Raw genomic sequence first — 20893 nt, forward strand, 5'->3', positions numbered from 1 at the left:
GTGGGACCAGACCAGGTCGAACAGGCGGAACGTCGGCGGCGGCAGCGGAGAAACCGCGCCACCGGTCGATGTCAGGGGATCGGAATCATGCATCTGCATTGGGCACGTCGCGCGGGCATCTCGAATGTCGGGCGTCAGGGACGGTACCTGCAACTGGGTCTGGGCCTGCTCCTGCTGTGTCTGGCTGGGTTGTGGTCCACGATGGCCGTTGCCGCGCCGTCGCCGCATTGCGGGCCGTTCAATATCTCCGTGGTTAATGGCGGCACGCAGATCATCAATGCCAGCGCCTGCGACGGCCCGGACAACGGCGGCATCGGCGGCATCGTGACCCACCCGGCACACGGCACCGCGACGAGCGATCAGTTCGGCCAGACGGTGACCTACGTGCATAACGGCAACACGGCGACCAGCGACACCTTCGTGTTCGGCGACGGCCTCGGCAACGATGTCACCGTCAACGTCACCATCGGCGCGCCGACCTCGCCGATCATCGTCAGCCCGGCCTCGATCTCGCCGGTCCTGGGCGTGCCCTTCAGTCAGGCGCTGAGCGCCACCGGCGGTGTCGGGCCCTATAGCTTCGTGCATACCAGCGGCACCTTGCCGACTGGCCTGACCTTCTCCGGCGGCGCCTTCGGCGGCACCCCGACCCAGCGCGGCAACTTCGCGGTCAACATCACCGTGACCGATTCGACCACGCCGACGCCGCTGACTACGGTCAAGTCTTATGCGATCGTCATTCCCATCGTGGCGCCGGTGATCTCGCCGACGACCCTGCCGGCGATGGCGGTCGGCATTCCCTACAACACGACTTTGAGCAGCAGCGGCGGCGTTGCGCCGTACATCTATTCGGTGCAGGCCGCGCCGGACCTGTTGCCGCCGGGCCTGAGCCTGAGCAGCGGCGGCGTGATCAGCGGCACCCCGACCACCACCGGCACCTACACCTTCCGCATTCTGTCCGAGGACAGCAGCGGCTCGCAGGACGGCTCCGACAATATCGGCAACCGGCTCTATACCGTTACCGTCACGGCGGCGCCGACCATCGTGGTCGACCCGGCCACGATTCCGGGCGCCACCGTCGGCGCCGCCTATAGCCAAACGTTCACCGCCAGCGGCGGCACCTCGCCGTACACCTTCGCGATCTCGGCGGGCGCCTTGCCGGCCGGCCTGACGCTCGCGAGCGGCGGCGGCCTGACCGGCACGCCGACCGCGGCGGGCACCTTCAACTTCACCGTGCGCGCCACCGATGCCAACACTTTCACCGGCACTCGTGCCTACACCCTGACCGTTGCCGCGCCGACGACCTCGATCGCACCTACGACCCTGCTGAACGGCACCGTCGCGGCGGCCTATAGCCAGTCCATTACCGCGAGCGGTGGTATCGCGCCGTATACCTATGCGATCACCGCCGGCGCGTTGCCGGCGGGCTTGAGCCTGAGCAGCGCGGGCCTGTTGAGCGGCACTCCGACCGCGGGCGGCAGCTTCAATTTCACCGTCACCGCGACCGGCAGCAGCACCGGCACCGGCGCTCCGCATACCGGTTCGCGCGCCTACACCCTGGTCATCGCCGCGCCGACGATCAACCTGCCGGCGACCACTCTGGCCAACGGCACGGTCGCCGTGGCCTATGGCGCCACCCTCAACGCCGCCAGTGGCGGTACCGCGCCGTACACTTATGCGCTGAGTGCCGGCGCGCTGCCGCCCGGCATCAGCCTGAGCAGCGCCGGCGTGTTGTCGGGCACGCCCACCGCGGCCGGCACCTTCAACTTCGCCGTGATCGCGACCGACAGCAGTACCGGCACCGGCGCGTACAGTTCGGCGCCGCGCGGCTATTCGCTGCAGATCATCAACATCCCGCCGGTCGCCAATGCGGTCTCGGCCAGCGTCGCCTACAACAGCGGCGCCAACCCGATCACCTTGAACATCACCGGCGGCGTGCCGACCTCGGTGGCCGTCGGTACGGCGCCGCTGCACGGCACCGCGATCGCCAGCGGCACCTCGATTACCTACCAGCCGACGGCGGGTTATGCCGGTCCGGACAGCTTCACCTACACCGCGAGCAACGGCGCCGGCACTTCGGCACCGGCGACGGTCACCATCACGGTGAGCCCGCCGACGATCACCGTGACCGCCTCCAGCCCGCTGACCGCGCAGATCGGCGTGGTGTATACGCAGACCTTCACCTGGTCCGGCGGCACCCAGCCGTTCAGCGGTTACAACGTGACCGGCCTGCCTGCCGGTTTGAGCATCATCGGCACCACCGGCAACAGCGTGACCGTCAGCGGCACGGCGACCGCGGCCGGTACTTTCCCGCTCAACGCCAGCGCAATCGACAGCAGCACTGGCGACGGTCCGTTCACCGTCGGCCAGGCCTTCGTCCTGTCGGTGAGTGCGCCGACGCTGAGCATGACCCCGGCCGCAGGCACCTTGTCCGCGACCTATGGCAGCGTCTATAGCGAGACCTTCGTCGCCAGCGGCGGCACCCTGACTTACGCCTACAGCGTATCGGCAGGCGCTTTGCCGGCCGGCCTGAGCCTGGACGGCGGCACCGGCGTGTTGTCGGGTACCCCGACCGTGACCGGTTTGTTCACCTTCTCGGTCCGCGCCGTCGACAGTTCCACCGGTTCCGGTGCGCCGTTCTCGCGCACCCAGAACTACGTGCTGCAGGTCGCTGCCCCGACCATCGTGATCGCACCGGCCACCGTGCCGGGCGCGCAGATCGGTGCGAGCTACAACGAAGCGTTGAGCGCGAGTGGCGGCATCGGCCCGTATAGCTTCGCGGTGACCGCCGGCGCTTTGCCGGCCGGCGTGAGCCTGAGCTCGACCGGAACCATCGCCGGTACGCCGACTGCGGGCGGTACCTTCAACTTCACCGTCACTGCGAGCGACGCCAACGCCCAGACCGGTTCGCGCGCCTTTGCGCTGACCGTCGCGGCGGCGACCATCAGCGTTGCGCCGACGACGCTGCCGGCAGGCGGTGTGGCCCAGGTCTACAGCCAGACCTTGACCGCGTCCGGCGGCACGCCCGGTTACACCTTCGCGATCACCACCGGCGCCTTGCCGGCCGGCCTGAGCCTGGCCAGCAACGGCACGCTCAGCGGCACCCCGACCGCGGGCGGCAGCTTCAACTTCACCGCCACCGCGACCGACAGCAGCAGCGGCAGCGGCCCATACACAGGTTCGCGCGCCTACACCCTGAGCATCGGCGCCTCGACCGTGGTGTTGCCGCCGACCTCGTTCGCCGGCCCGACCGTCGCATCGCCCTACAGCGCCAACATCAATGCGGCCACCGGCGGCACTGCGCCCTACAGCTATGCCGTGGTCTCCGGCTCGCTGCCGCCCGGCATGAGCTTCAGCAGCGCCGGCCTGATCAGCGGCACGCCGACGGCACCGGGCACGTTCAACTTCAGCGCGACCGCAACCGACAGCAGCACCGGCACCGGTCCCTACACCTCGGCGCCGCAGAGTTATTCGTTGACGGTCGCCGACATAGCGCCGGTCGCTAATCCGGTCTCGGCCACAGTGGCCTACGGCAGCGGCGCCAACCCGATTACGCTCAACATCACCGGCGGCATCCCGGCTTTGGTCGCGATCGCGGCGGCACCTGCGCACGGCACGGCCATCGCCAGCGGCACCACGATCACCTACCAGCCGGCCGCGGGCTACGCCGGCAGCGACAGCTTCACCTACACCGCGAGCAACGTCGCCGGCACTTCGGCGCCGGCCACGGTCACCATCACCGTCACCAACCCGGTGATCACGGTGACCGCGGGCGGCCCGCTGACCACGCAGGTCGGCGCCGCTTATAGCCAGACCTTCACCTGGGCCGGCGGCACTTCGCCGTATAGCGGTTATAACGTCGCCGGTTTGCCGGCGGGCCTGAGCATCACCGGCACGACCGCCGACAGCGTCACCGTCAGCGGCACGCCGACTGCGGCGGGCAGCTTCAGCCTCAACGCCAGCGCAACCGACAGCAGCACCGGCAACGGCCCGTTCACCCAGGGCCAGGCCTTCACCCTGACGGTCGGCGCGCCGACCCTGGCGATGACCCCGGCGCCGGGCAACCTGCCGATGAACTACGGCGTCGCCACCACCATCAACTTCGCCGCGAGCGGCGGCTCGGCGCCGTACAGCTTCAGCCTCGCCAGCGGTTCGCTGCCGGTGGGCGTGAGCTTCAGTTCGGCCGGCGTGCTCAGCGGCACGCCGACGGTGCCCGGCAACTACAACGTGGCCGTGCGCGTGCAGGACAGCAGCACCGGCACCGGTGCGCCGTTCGCCCTGCAGCAGAATTACACCATTGTGGTCGCCGTCCCGAGCATCGTCCTGGATCCGCCGACGCTGCCCAACGGCACCGCGGGCACCGCCTACAACGCCACCATCACCGCCACCGGCGGCGTCGCGCCGTACAACTTCTCGCTGCTCAGCGGCGCGTTGCCGGTCGGCATGACGTTCTCCTCGGCCGGCGCGCTCAGCGGCGTGCCGCGCTCGGACGGCAATTTCAGCCTGACCGTGCAGGGCACCGACAGCAACGGCCAGACCGGTTCCAGGGTGTACACCTTCACCATCGCCCCGGCCACCGTGGTGATTTCGCCGGCAACCTTGCCCGGCGGCGTGGTCGGTGTGCCCTATAACCAGAGCCTGAGCAGCAGCGGCGGCATCGCGCCGTACAGCTACTCGATCGCCTCGGGCAACCTGCCGGTCGGCCTGTCCTTCAGTTCCGCCGGCGTCTACAGCGGCACCCCGACCACGGCCGGCAGCTACACCGCCAACATCCGTTCCACCGACGACGCCGGTTACAACACCACGGTGCCGCTGACGATCGTGATCGTCGACGCGGTGCCGGTCGCGGTCGACGACAGCGCCACCACGATGTCGAACCAGGCGGTGACGATCCCGGTCACCGCCAACGACACCGGCATCATCGCCAGTGTCGCGGTCGCCTCGGCGCCGAGCCACGGCACCGCGGTGGTCAGCGGCCTGGATGTGGTCTACACGCCGACCAGCAACTACTTCGGCAGCGACAGCTTCACCTACACCGCCAGCGGCCCAGGCGGCACCTCGGCGCCGGCCACGGTGACGATCACCGTCAACGCGTTGCCGGTGCCGCAAGGCCAGCCGCAGACTGCGACGATCCTGTCGACGCAGACCGCGACCATCGATGCGGCCGCCGGCGCCACCGGCAGCCCGTTCACCGGTGTGACCCTGTTGAGCCCGCCGTCGTCGGGCACGGCGGTGGTCAGCGGCACCCAGATCGTTTACACCCCGGCGGCCAACACCGTCGGCCCGATCGCCCTGGTCTACACGCTCAACAACGCCTTCGGCCCGTCCGCGCCGATTACCTCGACCATCACCGTCAACGCGGTGCCGGTCGCGCAATCGCGTCGCGTCCGCACCATCGCCGGTGCCGCGATCACGGTCGATCTGACCGCCGGCGCCACCGGCGGTCCGTTCACCGCGGCGAATCTGGTGTCGTTGACCCCGGCGTCGTCCGGCAGCGCGGCGATCAGCGGTTCCGGCGGTGTGTACACCTTGCGCTATACGTCGGTGATCGGTTTCTCCGGCGTCGCGGTGGCGAGCTTCACTCTCAACAACGCCCATGCGACCTCGGCGGTGGCGACCATCGAAATCGAAGTCGCGCCGCGCAGCGATCCGTCGAAGGACGCCGAAGTGCTCGGCGTGCTCAACGCTCAGGCTTCGGCCACGCGTCGTTTCGCCAACTCGCAGATCGGCAACTTCCAGCAGCGCATGCAGGGCATGCACGAGGGCGGCAGCGACGGCGCACGCTTCGACAACGGCCTGAGCTTCTCGATCGACCAACGCTGCCGCGACGAAGCGCGGCGCACGCCGGGCAGCGATTGCCGCCAGCCCCTGCTCGGCGACGAGCAGGCCGCGATCGAGCCCAAGCCGCCGGTCGAAGGCAGCGGTACCCGCTACGGCATCTGGACCGGCGGTTCGATCAACACCGGCAACCGCGACGGACGCGGCGGCGGTTCCGCCGGCTTCGACTTCGAGACCAGCGGCATCAGCGCCGGCGCCGACTACCGCCTGCGCGACGATTTCGCGCTCGGCGGCGGCATCGGCTACGGTCGCGACGACACCGACGTCGGTCAGCGCGGCAGCCGCAGCAAAGCCAAGAGCTACAGTGCGGTGTTGTACGCCAGCTACCACCCGGGCGAGAGCTTCTATCTCGACGGCCTGCTCGGCTACCAGTGGCTGTCGTTCGATACCCGCCGCTACGTCACCGACACCGGCGGCATGGTCCGCGGCGACCGCGACGGCACCCAGTGGTTCGCCTCGGTCTCGGCCGGCATGGACTACCGGCGCGATCGCCTGCACGTCTCGCCGTATGCCCGTCTCGACGTCGCTCGCGCCCGCCTGGACGGCTATACCGAACAGGGCGATGCGTCGTACTCGTTGACCTATCGGGACATGGACGTCGATACCACCACGACCAGCCTGGGCGTGCGTCTGGACTATCGTTATCCGGTGCGCCTGGGTACGTTCTCGCCGATGGTCCTGCTGGAGTATCAGCACGACTTCCAGGACGAGAGCTTCGCGACGATGAGCTATGCCGACATGGTCGGTGGTCCGTTCTTCCGCGCCCGCCTCGAAGGCCTGGACCGCAACCGCTTCGTGTTCGGCATCGGCGCGGTCCTGCAGACCGAGCGCGACCTGGTCCTGCGCTTCGAATACCGCGGCCTGTTCGGCAGCGGCAACGACGACGACAACAGCTTCATGATCAACATCGAGAAGAAGTACTGATCCGGACTCACGGCGCGGCTTCGGCCGCGCCGTGGCAGGGCTCGAAACACCCGGTTCTGCCGGGTGTTTCTTTTCAAGGGCTCTGCAAGCGAACCGCCGGCGAAGACCGGCCTGCAGAACCTCCCACCCGTCGTCCCCGCGAAGGCGGGGATCCAGGGCTTCACCGGGACAGGGCCCGAGGTCTCCGCGCCGCGGCGATGCACTGACGTTGATCAAAGCCGCGTCGTAGCCCGCGCAAGCGCGCGCCGCGACCGACCCACGACGCCACCAGCGCGGCAACATGCCAAGATGCCGCCATCGCCCCTGCGTAACCTTGCCGCGATGCCGATGTCGTTCACCGAATCCAGACCCAGCCTGCCCGAGACCCTGCTCGCGGAACTGCCGCTGCAGCTTGCGCCCGAGCAGCGCGCTGCGCTCGAAGCCGCGTATGCGACGCCGACGCGGGCGTATCACAACATCGGCCACGTCGCCGAAGTGCTGCGCCATTACCTCGACGTCGCCGCCGGCCCGGGTTGGCGGCAACCGCGCGAAGTCGCACTGGCGGTGCTGTATCACGACGCGATCTACGAAGCCGGGCGGCGCGACAACGAAGCGCGTTCGGCCGTGCTCGCACGCGAACACATCGCGCGCTGGTTGCCGGAGGCCGGCATCGATGCCGACCGCGTCGCCGAGCTGATCGACTTGACCGCGCGCCACGGCGCCATCGTCCGCGACCAGGTCGATGAGGAGACGCGTTTGTTCCTCGACGGCGACATGGCCATCCTCGGCGCCGAACCGGCGGTGTTCGACGCCTACGATCGCGGCATCGCCTCGGAATACCGCGGCCATGTGCCGGGGCCCTTGTTCCGGCTCAATCGCCGCCGCTTTCTCAAGGGCTTGCTCAAGCGCGAGCGGATCTTCCTCAGCGATTACTACCACGCCCGTTACGACGCGGCCGCACGCAACAACCTGCGCCGGGCGATCACCACCAAGCGTTGAGCGGTCGGGCAGGGCAGGGATGCCGCCGCACCGACACGTTGGTCTGCATCGAAAAACAAGGGCCGCCGCATCGCTGCGGCAGCCCTCGTGTTCGAGCGCCGGCGGTCCTTGCCGCCGGCCGGGTTCGTTTCGTTTATGTCAGCTGGACAACCGGCCCAGCGAGCTGTCGAGCACGCGTTGCAGCTTGCGCGCCGCGCCGCTGATCGCTCCGCGCATGGTGTCGGCGTCTTCGGTCGCGGCCACCGGCGGGCGGCCCTCCAGACGCGCTTCCATGGTGCAGTGTTTGTCGCCGCCGCCGGCCTTGGCGCCGTTGACGTCGCGCAGGTGGACTTCGACCCGGGTGACCTGGTCGCGGAACCGCGACAGGCTGTGGTCGACCACGCCTTCGACGTGCAGGGCAAGCGACTGATCGCCGCGGAGATGGTGGTCGGTGTTGAGCTGTACCTTCATGCAAACGCCTCCTGATGGAGCAGTTGAGAGGGCAACGCCGCCGCCCTTGCGGCGGCGTTTCACGCGGTCCGGGCCTGCTTGGCCGTCTTGTCTGGGCCGCGCAATTGTTGGGACCGCGGTTCGCGCGGAAGGTTCGCGGCGCGGTTCAGGTCCGGCCCAGGGGGGACGTGTCAGGCTCGCACAGGCGCCGCGCGGTAGAATGGCGGCATGATCGTCAATATCGCCGCCTACCATTTCGCCGTTATCGACGACCCGCCGCAGTTGGCCGCCTGGGTCCGTGAACAGGCCGAAGCCGGCGAGCTGCGCGGCACCGTGCTGGTCGCGGGCGAGGGCATCAACCTGTTCCTGGCCGGCGCCGCCGCGCCGGTCGAGGCCCTGCTCGACGGCCTGCGCGCCGACCCGCGCTTTGCCGGTTTGGTCGTCAAATACAGCCACAGCCGCAGCCAGCCCTTCGCTCGGCTCAAGGTCAAGCTGAAGAAGGAAATCATCGCCTTCCGCCGCGATAAGGCTTCGCCCTTGCGCGAGCGCGCACCAACCGTGACGCCGGACACGCTTGCGCGTTGGCTCGATCGCGGTCACGACGACGGCGGCCGCCGGGTCGTACTGCTGGACACGCGCAATCGCGAGGAAGTCGATTACGGCAGCTTCGCCGACGCGCTGACCCTGCCGATCGACAATTTCACCGAACTGCCCGAGGCCTTGGCGCCGCATCGCGAGGCCTTGGCCGATGCCACCGTGGTCAGCTTCTGCACCGGCGGTATCCGCTGCGAAAAGGCCGCGTTGTGGCTGCGCGCCGACGGCATGGACAATCTGCTCCAGCTCGACGGCGGCATCCTGGGTTACTTCGAGCAGGTCGGCGGCCGTCATTACCAGGGCCGCTGTTTCGTGTTCGATGAACGCGTCGCGCTCGATCCGGCGCTGCAGCCCCTGCACGATGCGGCTGCCTGAGCCTAGCCCGCGGCCCGCGCGGCCTTACGAACTATTAACGGCGAACGGTTAGGCTGCGCGTTCGCGCCGCGCCGGCACCCTCGTGCGGGCCTCCCCCAACGACGCGACACGGACCTGCGTCGGCGCCGTCGACGCATTCGCGACCCGCAGCAACCGAATCCAGGATTTTGCACAGAGGACCCCTGATGAACCGACGTCTGTTCCCCGCTTTGTCGACGCTCGCGCTCGCCGTCGTGGCGCTCGCCGCGTGCAACCAAAGCGCGCCGGTCAACACTGCTGCCCCGCAGGAAACCACCGCGGCCCTGCCGCAGGCGCCGCAGGCGGTGCCCGACCCGAACGCCGAACCGGTCTCGCGCGCGGCTCCGCCGATGCTGCCGCCGGTAGCCTTGGGCACTTTCGAGCCCGGCAACCCGGTGGCCCAGGCGACCACCGGCAAACTCACCATCGACGATCTCGAACTCAAGGGCGAGAACGGTTCGCTGTACAAGACCGAACGCGTCGCGCTGGTGCGCGGCGGCGACCAATACACCGCCGGCGAGACCTATGGCGCGATCATGCAGGTCGAAGCCAGCCAGGCGATCGAACTGCGCCGCGTGATCGAGCAGGTGCCGCCGAAGCAAACCCCGGGCAACGCGTTCTGCGGCACCACCCCGACCGGTTTCATCGCGCTGGCGAAAGTCACCGAGAGCACCGGCGACGTGGTCAAGCTGATCGCCCTGCAGGGCAGCGACGTGCCGGCCGCGACCGCGCAAGGCGTGGGCCTGTGCGCCTCGATGTTCTACATGGGCAAGGCGAGCGGGAAGCCGGCGGCTTGAGAACGGCGCAAGCGCGCTGGTCGTTCGCCGAATAAACCGACTTGCGCTGCATTCTCGCGGTTGCGCAAGTCCGCGGGGCTTGCCTCCCCGGCGAGGAGGCGGCTCTCGTCGATGCAGAATTACCGACAGGAAGGGCCTCACGGCTTTGGGAGGTAACGATGGACGGTGGCCATGCGCTTGCGGCAGCGCTCGCTGTTGCGAGCCTGCTCCAGGCAAGTCCCGTGTCGGCGACCGAAAGCGTGCCGGAGAAGGACGTGGTGGTTAAGAGGTCTACGTTCAAAGGTCGTTGGCCGCTGCCCTTCGACAGGGCGACGCTGACCTGCCGGCCAAGAGGGTATGCGAACACGATGACCACGCCCGAGGGGAAGTTCGCCCTCAACGACGCGGCCAGGGCGGAAGGATTTCCAGAGTTGACGGCCTTGCGGCCGAAGGGCCGTCGGGTATCCGACGGCAAGGCCGGTTTGGACGAGTTCGCAAAAGCCGCGGACGAGATCTGCACGAGGAACTGGTCGCGTCGTTGAGGGCGTGGCAGGCAATCAGGGAGGAGCGCGTGGCGGACCCGGCCGACAAAAAGGCGCTGTTGATCGCGTTGAAGCGGCACCTGGAGGCGGAAATCAGCCGCACCCAGGCCAAGCTCGACATCTGCGACAGTTCGCAGGACAGGATTCATTTATCCGATTGCCGGGATAACCTGCGTGCGCTCGAACGCACGCAGGATCCGGAGCGGTCGATACTCGTGCTCGAAACCGAAGAGCAGGAGTTCTATCTGGACCGGCTGAGCGGCACCAGGCGCTACCTGGATCTGGTGGCCAAGGTGCCTTATCCGCTGTCGGGAAGCGCCGTGATCGAAGGCCGCGAGTACCGATTGTCCAGGCATTCGCAATGGCACGAGAGCGTGTGCCCGGGTGCGCAATTCGACGGCTCTACCAGGCGCGACGAGCGCTGGACGAGTCGGTCGATCGTCAGGTCGAAGATCTGACCGCGCGGCGCCGCGCAGTCACCGGCGCCGAAATAAGATCGGGAGGGGCTGAAGTAAGATGGCCGAACCCGCCGAACCCGCCGAACCCGCCGAACCCGCCGAACCCGCCGAACCCGCCGAACCCGCCTCGATGGAAGACAGGGAGATGTCATGCGTATCGGATACGTGCTCGCTTTGCTGTCGTTGTTGCCGGTTGCATCGGCGTCGGCTGGGGCGGGCAATGAACCGCTGAGCGCCGAATTGCGCCTGGCTGGATTGAAGATCGGCGACTCCCTGGCCCGGGTACGCAAGCAACTCGGCGAGCCCGAGCGCATGGAGGGCCAGCCGGGCGAGCACCACTACGTCCTGCATTACCCCGGCTTGCGTATCGAGATGGCCGAACCCGGTCGAGTGCTGATGCTGGGCTCGACCTCACCGCGCTATTGCACCTCGTCGGGCCTGTGCCCGGGGCAGCCGCTGGAACAGGCGCGCAAGCGCTTGGGCGAAGGCACGTTCTACGAGGGCGACGACAGCGGAAAGCTCAATTACGACAGCCGCGACGGTTCGTGTTTCCTGGCGATCGAACCGGACCCGTCGCGACGCCTCATCCACGGGGTGGAATTCTCCTGCCCTTGAGCGAACGGCGCACTGCGTCGCCGCTCAGGTGCCGCTGCGCGGCTCAGTCGCCCGCAGCCGCCAGCAGATGCGCGGCCGCGGCGCGGCCGGCGATCAGTCCGCTGGCGAAACAGGCGGTCAGCAGATAGCCGCCGGTCGGGGCTTCCCAGTCGAGCATTTCGCCGGCGCAGAAGATCGCCGGTTTCGATGCTTCCAGGGTGGAATCGCCCTCGGCCGGCGTAAGCAGACGCAGTTGCGAATCCAACGCTTCCAGGCGCACGCCGCCGGCGCTGCTGATCACTTCGGCGATCGGGCGCGCGCGCAACAGGCGCAGCGGCAGGCGCTTGATCGTCTGCGCGACGACGGTTGGGTCGTTGAGGCCATCCTTGCCCAATACCTCGAACACCAGCGCGGCCTTGACCCCATCGAGGCCGGTCTGGCGCCGCAGATGTTCGCCGACGCTGCGGCCGCGGCGCGGCTGGGCGAAATCGCGCTGCAGACGATCGAGCTCGCGGCCCGGCGCCAGGTCCAGGCGCAACACCGCTTCGCCGTGCGCGGCGATGCGATCGCGCAAGCCCGCCGACAGCGCATAGATCAGGCTGCCCTCGATGCCGGTCGCGGTGATCACGCATTCCCCCTGCAAGCCGTGTTCGCCGGCTTCGTCGTGCCAATGCGCGATCACCGGCTTGAGCGGTGCGCCGGCATGGCGGCTGGCGAAATGTGGGCTCCAGCCGATGTCGAAGCCGCAATTCGAGGGTTGCAGCGGGGCGACGTCGATGCCGCGTTCGCTCAACCACGGCGCCCAGGCACCGTCGGAACCGAGTTCGGGCCAACTGCCGCCGCCGAGTGCCAGCACCGTCGCCGCGGCGTGCACTTGCGACTCGCCATCGGGCGTGGCGAAACGCAGGGCGCCGTCCTCGCTCCAGCCGGTCCAGCGGTGATGGACGTGGAAGCGCACGCCGTCCTCGCGCAATCTGCGCACCCAGCCGCGCAGCAGCGGCGCGGCCTTGCGGTCCATCGGGAATACCCGCCCGGAGGTGCCGACATAGGTCTCCACGCCGAAACCGCGCGCCCATTCGCGCAAGGCCTCGCCATCGAATTGGTCGAGCCAGCGGCCGACCGCCTCGCTGCGCGCGCCGTAGCGGCGATCGAAGGCCGGCCGCGGTTCGCCGTGGGTGAGGTTGAGCCCGCCCTTGCCGGCGATCAGGAACTTGCGCCCGACCGAGCCCATGGCGTCGAACAGGTCCACCTCGACGCCCATCGCGCGCGCGGTCTGCGCGGCCATCAGGCCGGCGGGGCCGCCGCCGATCACGACCAGGCCGGGCAGGGTGCTTGCGTTGACGGACATGGGCGGGAAGGCACGGCGGCGCGGTAGCGGCCGGCCATTATGCCGCCCCGGCGTGCGGGCCGCGCCCGGACACGACTTCCGACCTCTGGCGCGCGCCGCGACGATCGCCGAGAGTGGACGTTTTTCCGGGAAGGACAACGATGCGAGCCAACGACTGGAAGGCGCACGGCGCCGGTCTGCTGTTGTGCGTAAGCGCCGCCGGTGCGGCCGCGCAGGCGCCCGAAGCGGTGGCCGCGGCCGCGGCACCGGCGCTGCCCGAGCAGTTGCAGGATTTCGACGCCTATGTCGAAGCGGTGCGCAAGCAGTTCGAGGTGCCCGGCATCGCGGTGGCGATCGTCAAGGACGGCCAGGTCGTGCTCGAACGCGGCTACGGCCTGCGCGAGATCGGCAAGCCCGAGCCGGTCGACGCCCATACTCTGTTCGCCATCGCCTCCAACACCAAGGCCTTCACCGCGGCCTCGCTGTCGATGCTCGCCGACGAGGGCAAGCTCAGTCTCGACGACCGGGTGATCGACCGCTTGCCCTGGTTCCGCATGGCCGACCCTTACGTGACCCGCGAGATGCGCTTGCGCGATCTGCTCGCCCATCGCAGCGGCCTGGGCCTCGGCGCCGGCGACCTGCTGTATTGGCCGGGCACCGACTACAGCAACGAGGAAGTCGCCCGTCGTCTTGCCGATGTACCCCTCAGCGGCGGCTTCCGCGGTCAGTACGCCTACGACAACATCCTCTACGGCGTCGCCCAGTTGGTGATCGAGAAGGTCAGCGGCCAGAGCTATCGCGACTTTCTTGGCGAACGCATCTTCGCCCCGCTCGGCATGGACGAGACGCGTTACAACAGCGACGCCCTGCGCAGCGGCGACGCGGTCGCGAGCGGCCATGCCAAGGCCGATTTCAAGGATCTGCAAACCGCGCCGCGCATGACCTGGGCCAACGTCGCCGGCGCCGGCGGCCTGTACTCGAGCGTGCACGACATGGGCAAGTGGATGCGCGTGCAGCTCGACGGCGGCGTCTACGGGCGCGACGGCGACAAGGAGCGGCGCTTGTTCAGCGCCAAGCGTCAGCAGGCGATGTGGTCGGTGGTCACGCCGATGCCGATCGCCGAACCGTCGGTGCCGGAACTGGCGCCGGCGAAGCCGAATTTCGCCGGCTACGGCGAAGGCTGGCAGTTGACCGATTACCGCGGACGCAAGCTGGTCTGGCATACCGGCGGCTGGCCCGGCATGGTCTCGCGCGTAACCCTGGTGCCGGAGCAGAAACTCGGCGTGGTGGTGCTGACCAACGCCGAACTCGGCGGCGCCTTCCAGGCGGTGACCATGCGCGCGCTGGATGCCTACCTGGGCGCGGCCAAGACCGACTGGAACGCGGCCTATGCCGCCGCCCTGGCCAAGAGCCGCAGCAAGGCCGACGACGATTGGAGCAAGCATGTTGCCGCGCGCGATACGAAATCGAAGCCGTCGCTGCCGTTGCAGGCCTATGCCGGCGCCTATCGCGACCCGTGGTACGGCGAGGTCTTCGTCGAAGCAGCGGGCAACGGCCAATGGCGGCTGCGTTTCGGCCGCAGCAAGGACCTGGTCGGCGTACTCATGCACTGGCAGCACGACACCTTCATCGTCCGCTGGAACCAGCGCTGGCTCAATGCCGACGCCTTCGTCAATTTCGCCCTGACCCCCGACGGCAAGGTGCGCGAAGTGCGGATGGAGGCGATTTCGCCGCTGACCGACTTCAGCTTCGACTTCCAGGATCTGCGCCTGGCGCCGGTGGCCGCGGCGGACCCGGACGCGGCTCCGCCGGCGCTTGCGCCGAAGGGCGCACCGGTCAAGGAGGTCCCGGCCAAGGACGCACCGGTCAAGGCCGCCCCGGCCGCGGGCAAGCGCGCGGGTTGAACGAAGCAACGACGGCATTCGTCATCGGAGCCACGGACGCCGCACGCAGCCGTCATGGCCTTCGATGTAGTACCGCTGCCGGCGAAAGCGGGAGTGGGTCGCGATCCGACGATCGGCAGCGTTTTCCTGGCCGGACGAGGTAGGGGGGCGGCGATCCTGCCTCGTTGTTAGCTAGGACTGGGTACCCGGTCGTCCCCGCCTGCATGTCTCCAGGATGCCGGCGGCAGCTTGTGGCGCATAGGGACCGTGCCCATTGCGTCACTTAAGGCCCTGCATCGCCGTGTCCTGCGATGCAGGGCCTTCTTCATTGGGGCTACCGTCGGCGGCGCTCCTCGACAGGTCGCCGGGTTCGCGACCGGCGCATAGCGGCACAGGCGCCGGCGCATTGGTGCACCGGTTGTTGAACATCAGCGATTCACAGTCGGCCATCCCCGCAGGCGGGAATCCAGAGACTTCAGAGCGGTGTAGCGGTAAGGCCATGGGTCCCCGCCTGCGCGGGGACGACGGCGTGGAGGAAGAGCTAGTATCGGCGAATGGATGCTCCGCTCAGGAATCGGCCCCGGGGATCGGCATGCGAACTCACGGCACCTTGATCAAATGGAACGATGAGCGGGGGTTCGGATTCATCGCCCCGGCCCAGGGTGGCGACGAGCTGTTCGTGCATATCTCAGCGTTCAACCGCCGCGGCGTCAGGCCGGCCCTCAACGAACTGGTGTCCTTCGAGATTCATACGAAGAGCGATGGCACGCGCCAGGCCGTCCGGGTCATGAGGGCAGGCGAAGGCAGCCGAGCGGCATCGGCGCGACGTCGCGATTCGAACGCTCCCGCACGAAGCGGGATCGGCATCGCGGCCCTGGCGATCGCGGCCATGGTCGCAGTCGGCGGGTACGTCTACAGCCGCTCATCGCCGCCGCGTCTGGATGGGACCGGGTTCGCACGCCCGGCGGCATCGGCTTCGTCAGCCGCGCAGGCACGGCCATCGGTGGCGGCGCCTGCGCCGGACTCGGCATCCTCGTCCGGGTCGGCGTCGGTACGGTCGTCGACGCAGTCGTCGCAGGGTTTCGTTTGCGATGGCCGTCAGCATTGTTCGCAGATGAGCTCGTGCGCCGAGGCCGAGTATTTTCTTCGGCATTGTCCCGATACGAGAATGGACGGTGACAGCGACGGAGAACCTTGCGAGCAACAGTGTCCGCGTTAGCGATGGATGCATAGGTACCTCGATGGATACGAACATCGCTGCATCGGCGCGGGCTTTGCTGCGCAGTCGTGGTGATTCGTAGCTGTCATCCCCGCGCAGGCGGGCTCCGGAGACTTCGCAGCGATGGCGCGGTAAACCCCCAGGCCCGCCCGCGCGGATGACGGCGGCAGCATGCGGCGGATAGGGGCCGTGCCCATTGCGTCGCTTCTTCATCAGGCTTCCGGCACGGCCCTCATCCGCCCTGAGGGCACTTTTTCCCGCAAGCGGGGGAAGGAAACCGCCCCCTGTCGTGGAAAGAGTCGAATCCTCAAGCAGTTGGGGGCGCCTCTGCCGCTTGCGGGAGAGGGGTTGGGGTGAGGGCGGCCGGCCGCTAAGTGATCGGGTTCTCATTGCCTTGATCGCGGTCGAGGCATGCTCCAGCCGATGTCAGGCAACTACAGGAGAACGACATGGCCTCAGCATTGAGAGTTGTCGCTTCGATACTGTCGGTATTGATCCTGACCGCCTGCGGCGAGACCGCGACCCTGCAGGTGGCCGACGGCACCGGCCAGCGCCCGACCTTGCCGGCACCGAACAAGACCATGCTGCCGACCGTCAACATCGCGCCCGCGGTGGGCTGGCCGTCCGGCGGTAAGCCGGTCCCGGCGCCGGGCCTGGCAGTGACGGCGTTCGCCGACGGCCTCGATCACCCGCGCTGGCTGCATGTGCTGCCGAACGGCGATGTGCTGGTGGCCGAAAGCAATGCGCCGGCATCGGACAAGAAGGCTTCGGGCATCAAGGCCTGGATCGCGGGGCGGATGATGAAGCGCGCCGGCGCGGCGGTGCCCAGTGCCGACCGCATCAGCCTGCTGCGCGATGCCGACGGCGACGGCGTCGCCGAGTTCCGCAGCGTGTTCCTGCAAGGCCTGCATTCGCCGTTCGGCATGGCCCTGGTCGGCAACGATTTTTACGTCGCCAACGCCGATGCGGTGCTGCGCTTCCCGTACCGCGAAGGCGAGACCACGATCGCCCAGGCGGGGACCAAGGTCACTGACCTGCCGGCCGGCATCAATCACCACTGGACCAAGAACCTGATCGCCAGCGCCGACGGCCGCAAGCTCTACATCACCGTCGGCTCCAACAGCAACGTCGGCGAGAACGGCATGGCCATGGAGGAGGGCCGCGCCGCGATCTGGGAACTCGACCGCGCCAGCGGCAAGAAACGTTTGTTCGCGACCGGCCTGCGCAATCCCAACGGCCTGGCCTGGGAGCCCACGACGGGCGCGTTGTGGACGGCGGTCAACGAACGCGACGAGATCGGCAGCGACCTGGTCCCCGACTACATCACCTCGGTGCGCGACGGCGGTTTCTACGGCTGGCCCTACAGCTATTACGGCCAGCACGTCGATGTGCGGGTGAAGCCGCAGAAACCTGAACTGGTCGCCAAGGCGTTGGTGCCGGATTACGCGCTCGGGCCGCATACGGCCTCGCTCGGCATCGCTTTCTCGCAAGGCACCAGCCTGCCGGCGCAGTTCGCCGACGGCCTGTTCGTCGGCCAGCACGGCTCCTGGAACCGCAAGCCCAAGAGCGGCTACAAGGTGATCTACGTGGCTTTCGAGAACGGCCAGCCGGACGGTCAGCCGGTCGATGTATTGACCGGCTTCCTCGATGCTGCGGAGAACGCCCAAGGCCGGCCGGTCGACGTGCGCCTGGACAAGCACGGCGCCTTGTTGGTCACCGACGACGTGGGCAACATCGTCTGGCGCGTCACCGCCGCTAAATAACGCGTCGCCCGACGACGCGGCGAGGCCTCAGTCGCAACCGTCGCGGCGGCCGTCGAACAGCACTTTTTCTGGCATTTTGCTGGTGTGCGGATGGGTGCCGCCGATGCTGAGCTTGAGATGCTCGGGCGAGACCTCCACGCGCAAGAATGTCTGGTCGTGATGGTGGTAGAACATGACGCTGGTCTGCTCGGGCGCGCCGGCCGGAGGAGGGGACAGACCCGCCATGCGCCAGTAGTTCATCTGCGCCTTCGGCAGATGCACCAGGCCGGACTGCGCCGGGCGGATGGCTTTGAGGGTCTTCAGCGGCGCCGGTTTGACGTCGGCCGGCGCAGGCGTATCGCCGCTCGGTGTGTTGGGGCCGAGCACTGCGTCGAGGCCGCTGCGCGCGAACTGCAGGCGCAGGCGGCGGTCGGGGTCGTCGCCGTCGGCGCGTTGCAGTGCGCCGACCAGCCAATCCTTGCGCTCGGGTTCGGGCAACAGCCGCAGGAACAAGGTGGCCGGGCCATCGGGTTCGACCCGCTGGATCCAACAGCCGCGGACCTTGTCGATGTCGTCGGAATATTCAGCTGGCGCGGGCGATGCCTGAGCGCTCGCAGCCGCGAGCCCGCCGGCGGCGAGTGCGAGCGCGGCGAGAGCGACGAGCCGACGCGACGGGACGGCGGGCGAATGCGGACGGAGGCGATGGCGCGGCATGGACGTTTCCTGCGCGGTGGACGCGCTCACCATAAGCGCCGCCGGCGCTTTTCCAAAGCGTCCGCGGCGGTCCGGGCGAGGCGGGGTTCAGTGTCGCCGCGAGGACCGCATTACTGCACCACCGCGACTTCGATCTCGCGTTCGTCGCTGCGGCCGTGGTCGTCGACCACCGACAAGCGGAAGTGTCCGGTGCGGTCCGGGGTCCAGGCCAGGGCGGTGCCGGGTTCGGCGCTGCCGAGGAAGGTGCTGCCGACGAACCAGTACAGGCGCGAGACATCGGCATCGACGGTCGCGGCCAGGTTCAACGCGACCTGCTCGGGATGCGACAGCCGCATCGTGTAGCGGGTGGCGCGATACGGCGAGGTGATGCTCGGCGGCGAACCCAGCCAATCCTGCGAACCGGCGCAATCGTGGCCCGGCGGCGGGCGCCGGCGCGGAATGCCGGCCTGCACGAACACCCGTGCGAGGTCGGACGGCCAGAACTCGAACACCTCGTTGCGCATGCTGCGCGGATCGAAGGGGCCACAGGCCGGGCGACCGCTGGCAGTGTCGATGGCGATCGCACGGTGCACGGTGCTGATCCGGATCGGCGATTTGCCGGGGATGAACCAGGTCATGCCGCGTTGCGGGCACCAGGCATTGGGCAGGTCGCCGCTGGCGCGGCAGATTTCCACGCGCTTGAGGTTCAGGGGCCACTGCCGCACCGGCTCGGCGAGATCGACCCGTGCCGCCTGCAGGCCGTCGACGATGTCGAAGAACAGCGGCGCCGCGGCTTCGACGCCGACCAGGGCCGGGTTGCTGGAGCCGTCGAAATTGCCGAGCCAGACCACCAGCACGTAGGGGCCGACCAGGCCGGCACTCCAGGCGTCGCGGAACGCCCACGAGGTGCCGGTCTTCCACGCCACCGGCAAGGGCCGCGAGGCCGATTGCGAGCCTGCGTCGGGGCGCGGATTCTGGCGCAGCATGTCGCGGGTGACGAAGGCGGCTTCGGCGCTGAGCAAGCGCGCGCCTTCCTCCTGCGGATCGCCGTCGCGCCAGCGCAGCGCGCGCAGGCGACCGTCGTTGCCGAGCATCGCGTACATGCGCGCGAGTTCTTCCATCGTGACTTCGCCGCCGCCGAGCACCAGGGCGAGGCCGTAATGATTCTGGCTGGCGAGGTCGCGCACGCCGGCGCGGCGCAGGAAATCGTAGAAGCTCGGCTGCTTGAGCTGGGCGGCGACGCCGACCGCGGGGATGTTGCGGCTGCGCACCAGCGCTTCGGTCGCGGTCACCGGGCCCATGAAACGGCCGTCGAAATTCTCCGGTGTGTACGGGCCGAACGCGCTCGGCACGTCGCGCAGCACGCTGGCCGGATGCAGCACGCCCTGGTCGAGGGCGAGGGCGTAGATGAAGGGCTTGAGAGTCGAACCGGGCGAGCGCTTGGCGTCGGCGCCGTTGACCTGGCCCTGGATGCCGGCGTCGAAATAATCCGCCGAGCCGACCAGGGCGCGCACGCCCATGTCGCGTGTGTCGATCAGGATCGCGCTGGCGTTGCGCAAGCCGCGGCTGCGTTCGCGTTGCAGATGGTTGCGCACGCGTTCTTCGAGCAGGCGTTGCAGGCGGGTGTCGAGCGTGGTCTTGAGTTCGGGGCCGTCGTGCGGGTGCCAGGCGCGCTCGGCGAGCACGCGGTCGACCAGGTGCGGGGCGCGGAACGGCAGCTCGCGCGCGCTGTGCAGGCGCAGCGGCAGTTTCAGCAGCGCGTCTTCGGCGGCGTCCTCCGGGTGGCGCTCGCGCCAACGCGCGTACAGGCGTGCGCGCGCCGCTTCCAGGCCGCTGCCGATGTAGAAGGCGTCGTCGTCGCGCGCGGTCAGGCGGCCGCGCCGCGACGGCGCCTGCGGCAACACCGCCAGGGCCAGCGCTTCGGGCAGGGTCAGGCGATCGGAGGGCTTGCGGTAATAGATCAGACTCGCCGCGCCGACGCCTTCGATGTTGCCGCCGTACGGGGCGAGGTTGAGATAGGCCTCGAGGATCTCGTCTTTCGAGTAACACAGCTCCAATTGCACGGCGCGCGCGATCTGCACCAGCTTGCCGCGCACGTCGCGGGTCTGCAGGCGCCAGCGCAGGCGCGCGAGCTGCATGGTCAGGGTCGAGCCGCCGATGCGCGCCTCGCCGCTGGCGTAGGTCGACCAGGCCCCGCGCACCAGGCTGACCGGGTTCACGCCGGCATGCCAGCGGAACCAGGCGTCTTCCTGCAGCATCACCGCCTCGACCAGCGACGGCGAGATCTCCGACAACGGCACCCACAGCCGGTAACGCTGGTCGCTGGCGAGGGTCAGCCGCAGCAGCCGGCCCTCGCGGTCGCGGACCACGGTCGACAGCGGCACCGATTCCGACAGCGATGGTCGCGGCGAATAGCGCACCGCGACCAGCGCCACAGCGACGGCAGTGAGACTCAGCAGCAGGAGCAACCACTGCCGTCGCATGTTTCCCGCCTTGCCCAACAGAA

General features: G+C 68.6%; 13 protein-coding genes and 1 pseudogene. 10 read left to right on the top strand and 4 right to left on the bottom strand.

Features of this window, described 5'->3' with window-relative positions; translation table 11 throughout:
• Positions 1-495: 495 nt before the first annotated feature.
• Positions 496-6732: pseudogene (locus GLA29479_RS00615) on the top strand (putative Ig domain-containing protein); the annotation flags it as partial.
• A gap of 354 nt (positions 6733-7086) precedes the next feature.
• The gene (locus tag GLA29479_RS00620; protein ID WP_057920087.1) at positions 7087-7737 is read left to right on the top strand and encodes an HD domain-containing protein; all 651 of its coding nucleotides are present in this window, start codon (positions 7087-7089) and stop codon (positions 7735-7737) included.
• A gap of 138 nt (positions 7738-7875) precedes the next feature.
• On the opposite strand, the gene GLA29479_RS00625 is transcribed toward GLA29479_RS00620, so the two are convergent.
• Positions 7876-8187, bottom strand: a complete 312-nt coding sequence (locus GLA29479_RS00625; RefSeq protein ID WP_057970465.1) for an HPF/RaiA family ribosome-associated protein — start codon at positions 8185-8187, stop codon at positions 7876-7878.
• 207 nt (positions 8188-8394) lie between these two features.
• Here GLA29479_RS00625 and GLA29479_RS00630 point away from each other — a divergent pair, with 207 nt between their 5' ends.
• From GLA29479_RS00630 to GLA29479_RS00650, 5 genes are all read left to right on the top strand, one after another.
• Positions 8395-9135 (top strand): sulfurtransferase, encoded by a 741-nt coding sequence (locus GLA29479_RS00630; RefSeq protein WP_057970466.1) that lies wholly within the window; start codon positions 8395-8397, stop codon positions 9133-9135.
• A gap of 185 nt (positions 9136-9320) precedes the next feature.
• On the top strand, positions 9321-9950 hold the full coding sequence (locus GLA29479_RS00635) for a hypothetical protein (RefSeq protein ID WP_057918291.1): 630 nt from the start codon (positions 9321-9323) through the stop codon (positions 9948-9950).
• Positions 9951-10108: 158 nt separating this feature from the next.
• Positions 10109-10471 carry a hypothetical protein gene (locus tag GLA29479_RS00640; protein WP_144436269.1) on the top strand — a complete coding sequence of 121 codons (363 nt, stop codon included), beginning with the start codon at positions 10109-10111 and terminating at the stop codon, positions 10469-10471.
• A 29-nt stretch (positions 10472-10500) separates the two neighbouring features.
• On the top strand, positions 10501-10929 hold the full coding sequence (locus tag GLA29479_RS00645; protein ID WP_057970468.1) for a hypothetical protein: 429 nt from the start codon (positions 10501-10503) through the stop codon (positions 10927-10929).
• Between the two features lie 150 nt (positions 10930-11079).
• Complete coding sequence (locus tag GLA29479_RS00650) at positions 11080-11544, top strand: hypothetical protein (RefSeq protein WP_057970469.1); 465 nt, start codon at positions 11080-11082, stop codon at positions 11542-11544.
• A 43-nt stretch (positions 11545-11587) separates the two neighbouring features.
• Here the strand turns inward: GLA29479_RS00650 and GLA29479_RS00655 are convergent, their stop codons facing one another.
• Positions 11588-12871 (bottom strand): TIGR03862 family flavoprotein, encoded by a 1284-nt coding sequence (locus tag GLA29479_RS00655; protein WP_057970470.1) that lies wholly within the window; start codon positions 12869-12871, stop codon positions 11588-11590.
• A 140-nt stretch (positions 12872-13011) separates the two neighbouring features.
• Between GLA29479_RS00655 and GLA29479_RS00660 the strand changes: the two genes are divergently transcribed.
• The 3 genes from GLA29479_RS00660 (at position 13012) to GLA29479_RS00670 (ending at position 17715) form a co-directional block, all read left to right on the top strand.
• Positions 13012-14754 carry a serine hydrolase gene (locus GLA29479_RS00660; protein WP_082638175.1) on the top strand — a complete coding sequence of 581 codons (1743 nt, stop codon included), beginning with the start codon at positions 13012-13014 and terminating at the stop codon, positions 14752-14754.
• A gap of 571 nt (positions 14755-15325) precedes the next feature.
• On the top strand, positions 15326-15952 hold the full coding sequence (locus tag GLA29479_RS25905; protein WP_057973022.1) for a cold shock domain-containing protein: 627 nt from the start codon (positions 15326-15328) through the stop codon (positions 15950-15952).
• A 449-nt stretch (positions 15953-16401) separates the two neighbouring features.
• A complete protein-coding gene (locus GLA29479_RS00670) occupies positions 16402-17715 on the top strand; it encodes a PQQ-dependent sugar dehydrogenase (protein WP_057970471.1) in 1314 nt (437 codons plus the stop codon).
• Positions 17716-17742: 27 nt separating this feature from the next.
• Here GLA29479_RS00670 and GLA29479_RS00675 read toward each other — a convergent pair whose 3' ends face one another.
• Both GLA29479_RS00675 and pbpC read right to left on the bottom strand, forming a co-directional pair.
• Entirely contained in the window at positions 17743-18408 is a 666-nt protein-coding gene (locus tag GLA29479_RS00675) for a hypothetical protein (RefSeq protein ID WP_144436270.1), read from the bottom strand.
• A gap of 110 nt (positions 18409-18518) precedes the next feature.
• Positions 18519-20870, bottom strand: a complete 2352-nt coding sequence (gene pbpC / locus GLA29479_RS00680; protein WP_211265022.1) for a penicillin-binding protein 1C — start codon at positions 20868-20870, stop codon at positions 18519-18521.
• Positions 20871-20893: the final 23 nt, after the last annotated feature.

This window comes from Lysobacter antibioticus (assembly GCF_001442535.1).
GTDB lineage: Bacteria > Pseudomonadota > Gammaproteobacteria > Xanthomonadales > Xanthomonadaceae > Lysobacter > Lysobacter antibioticus.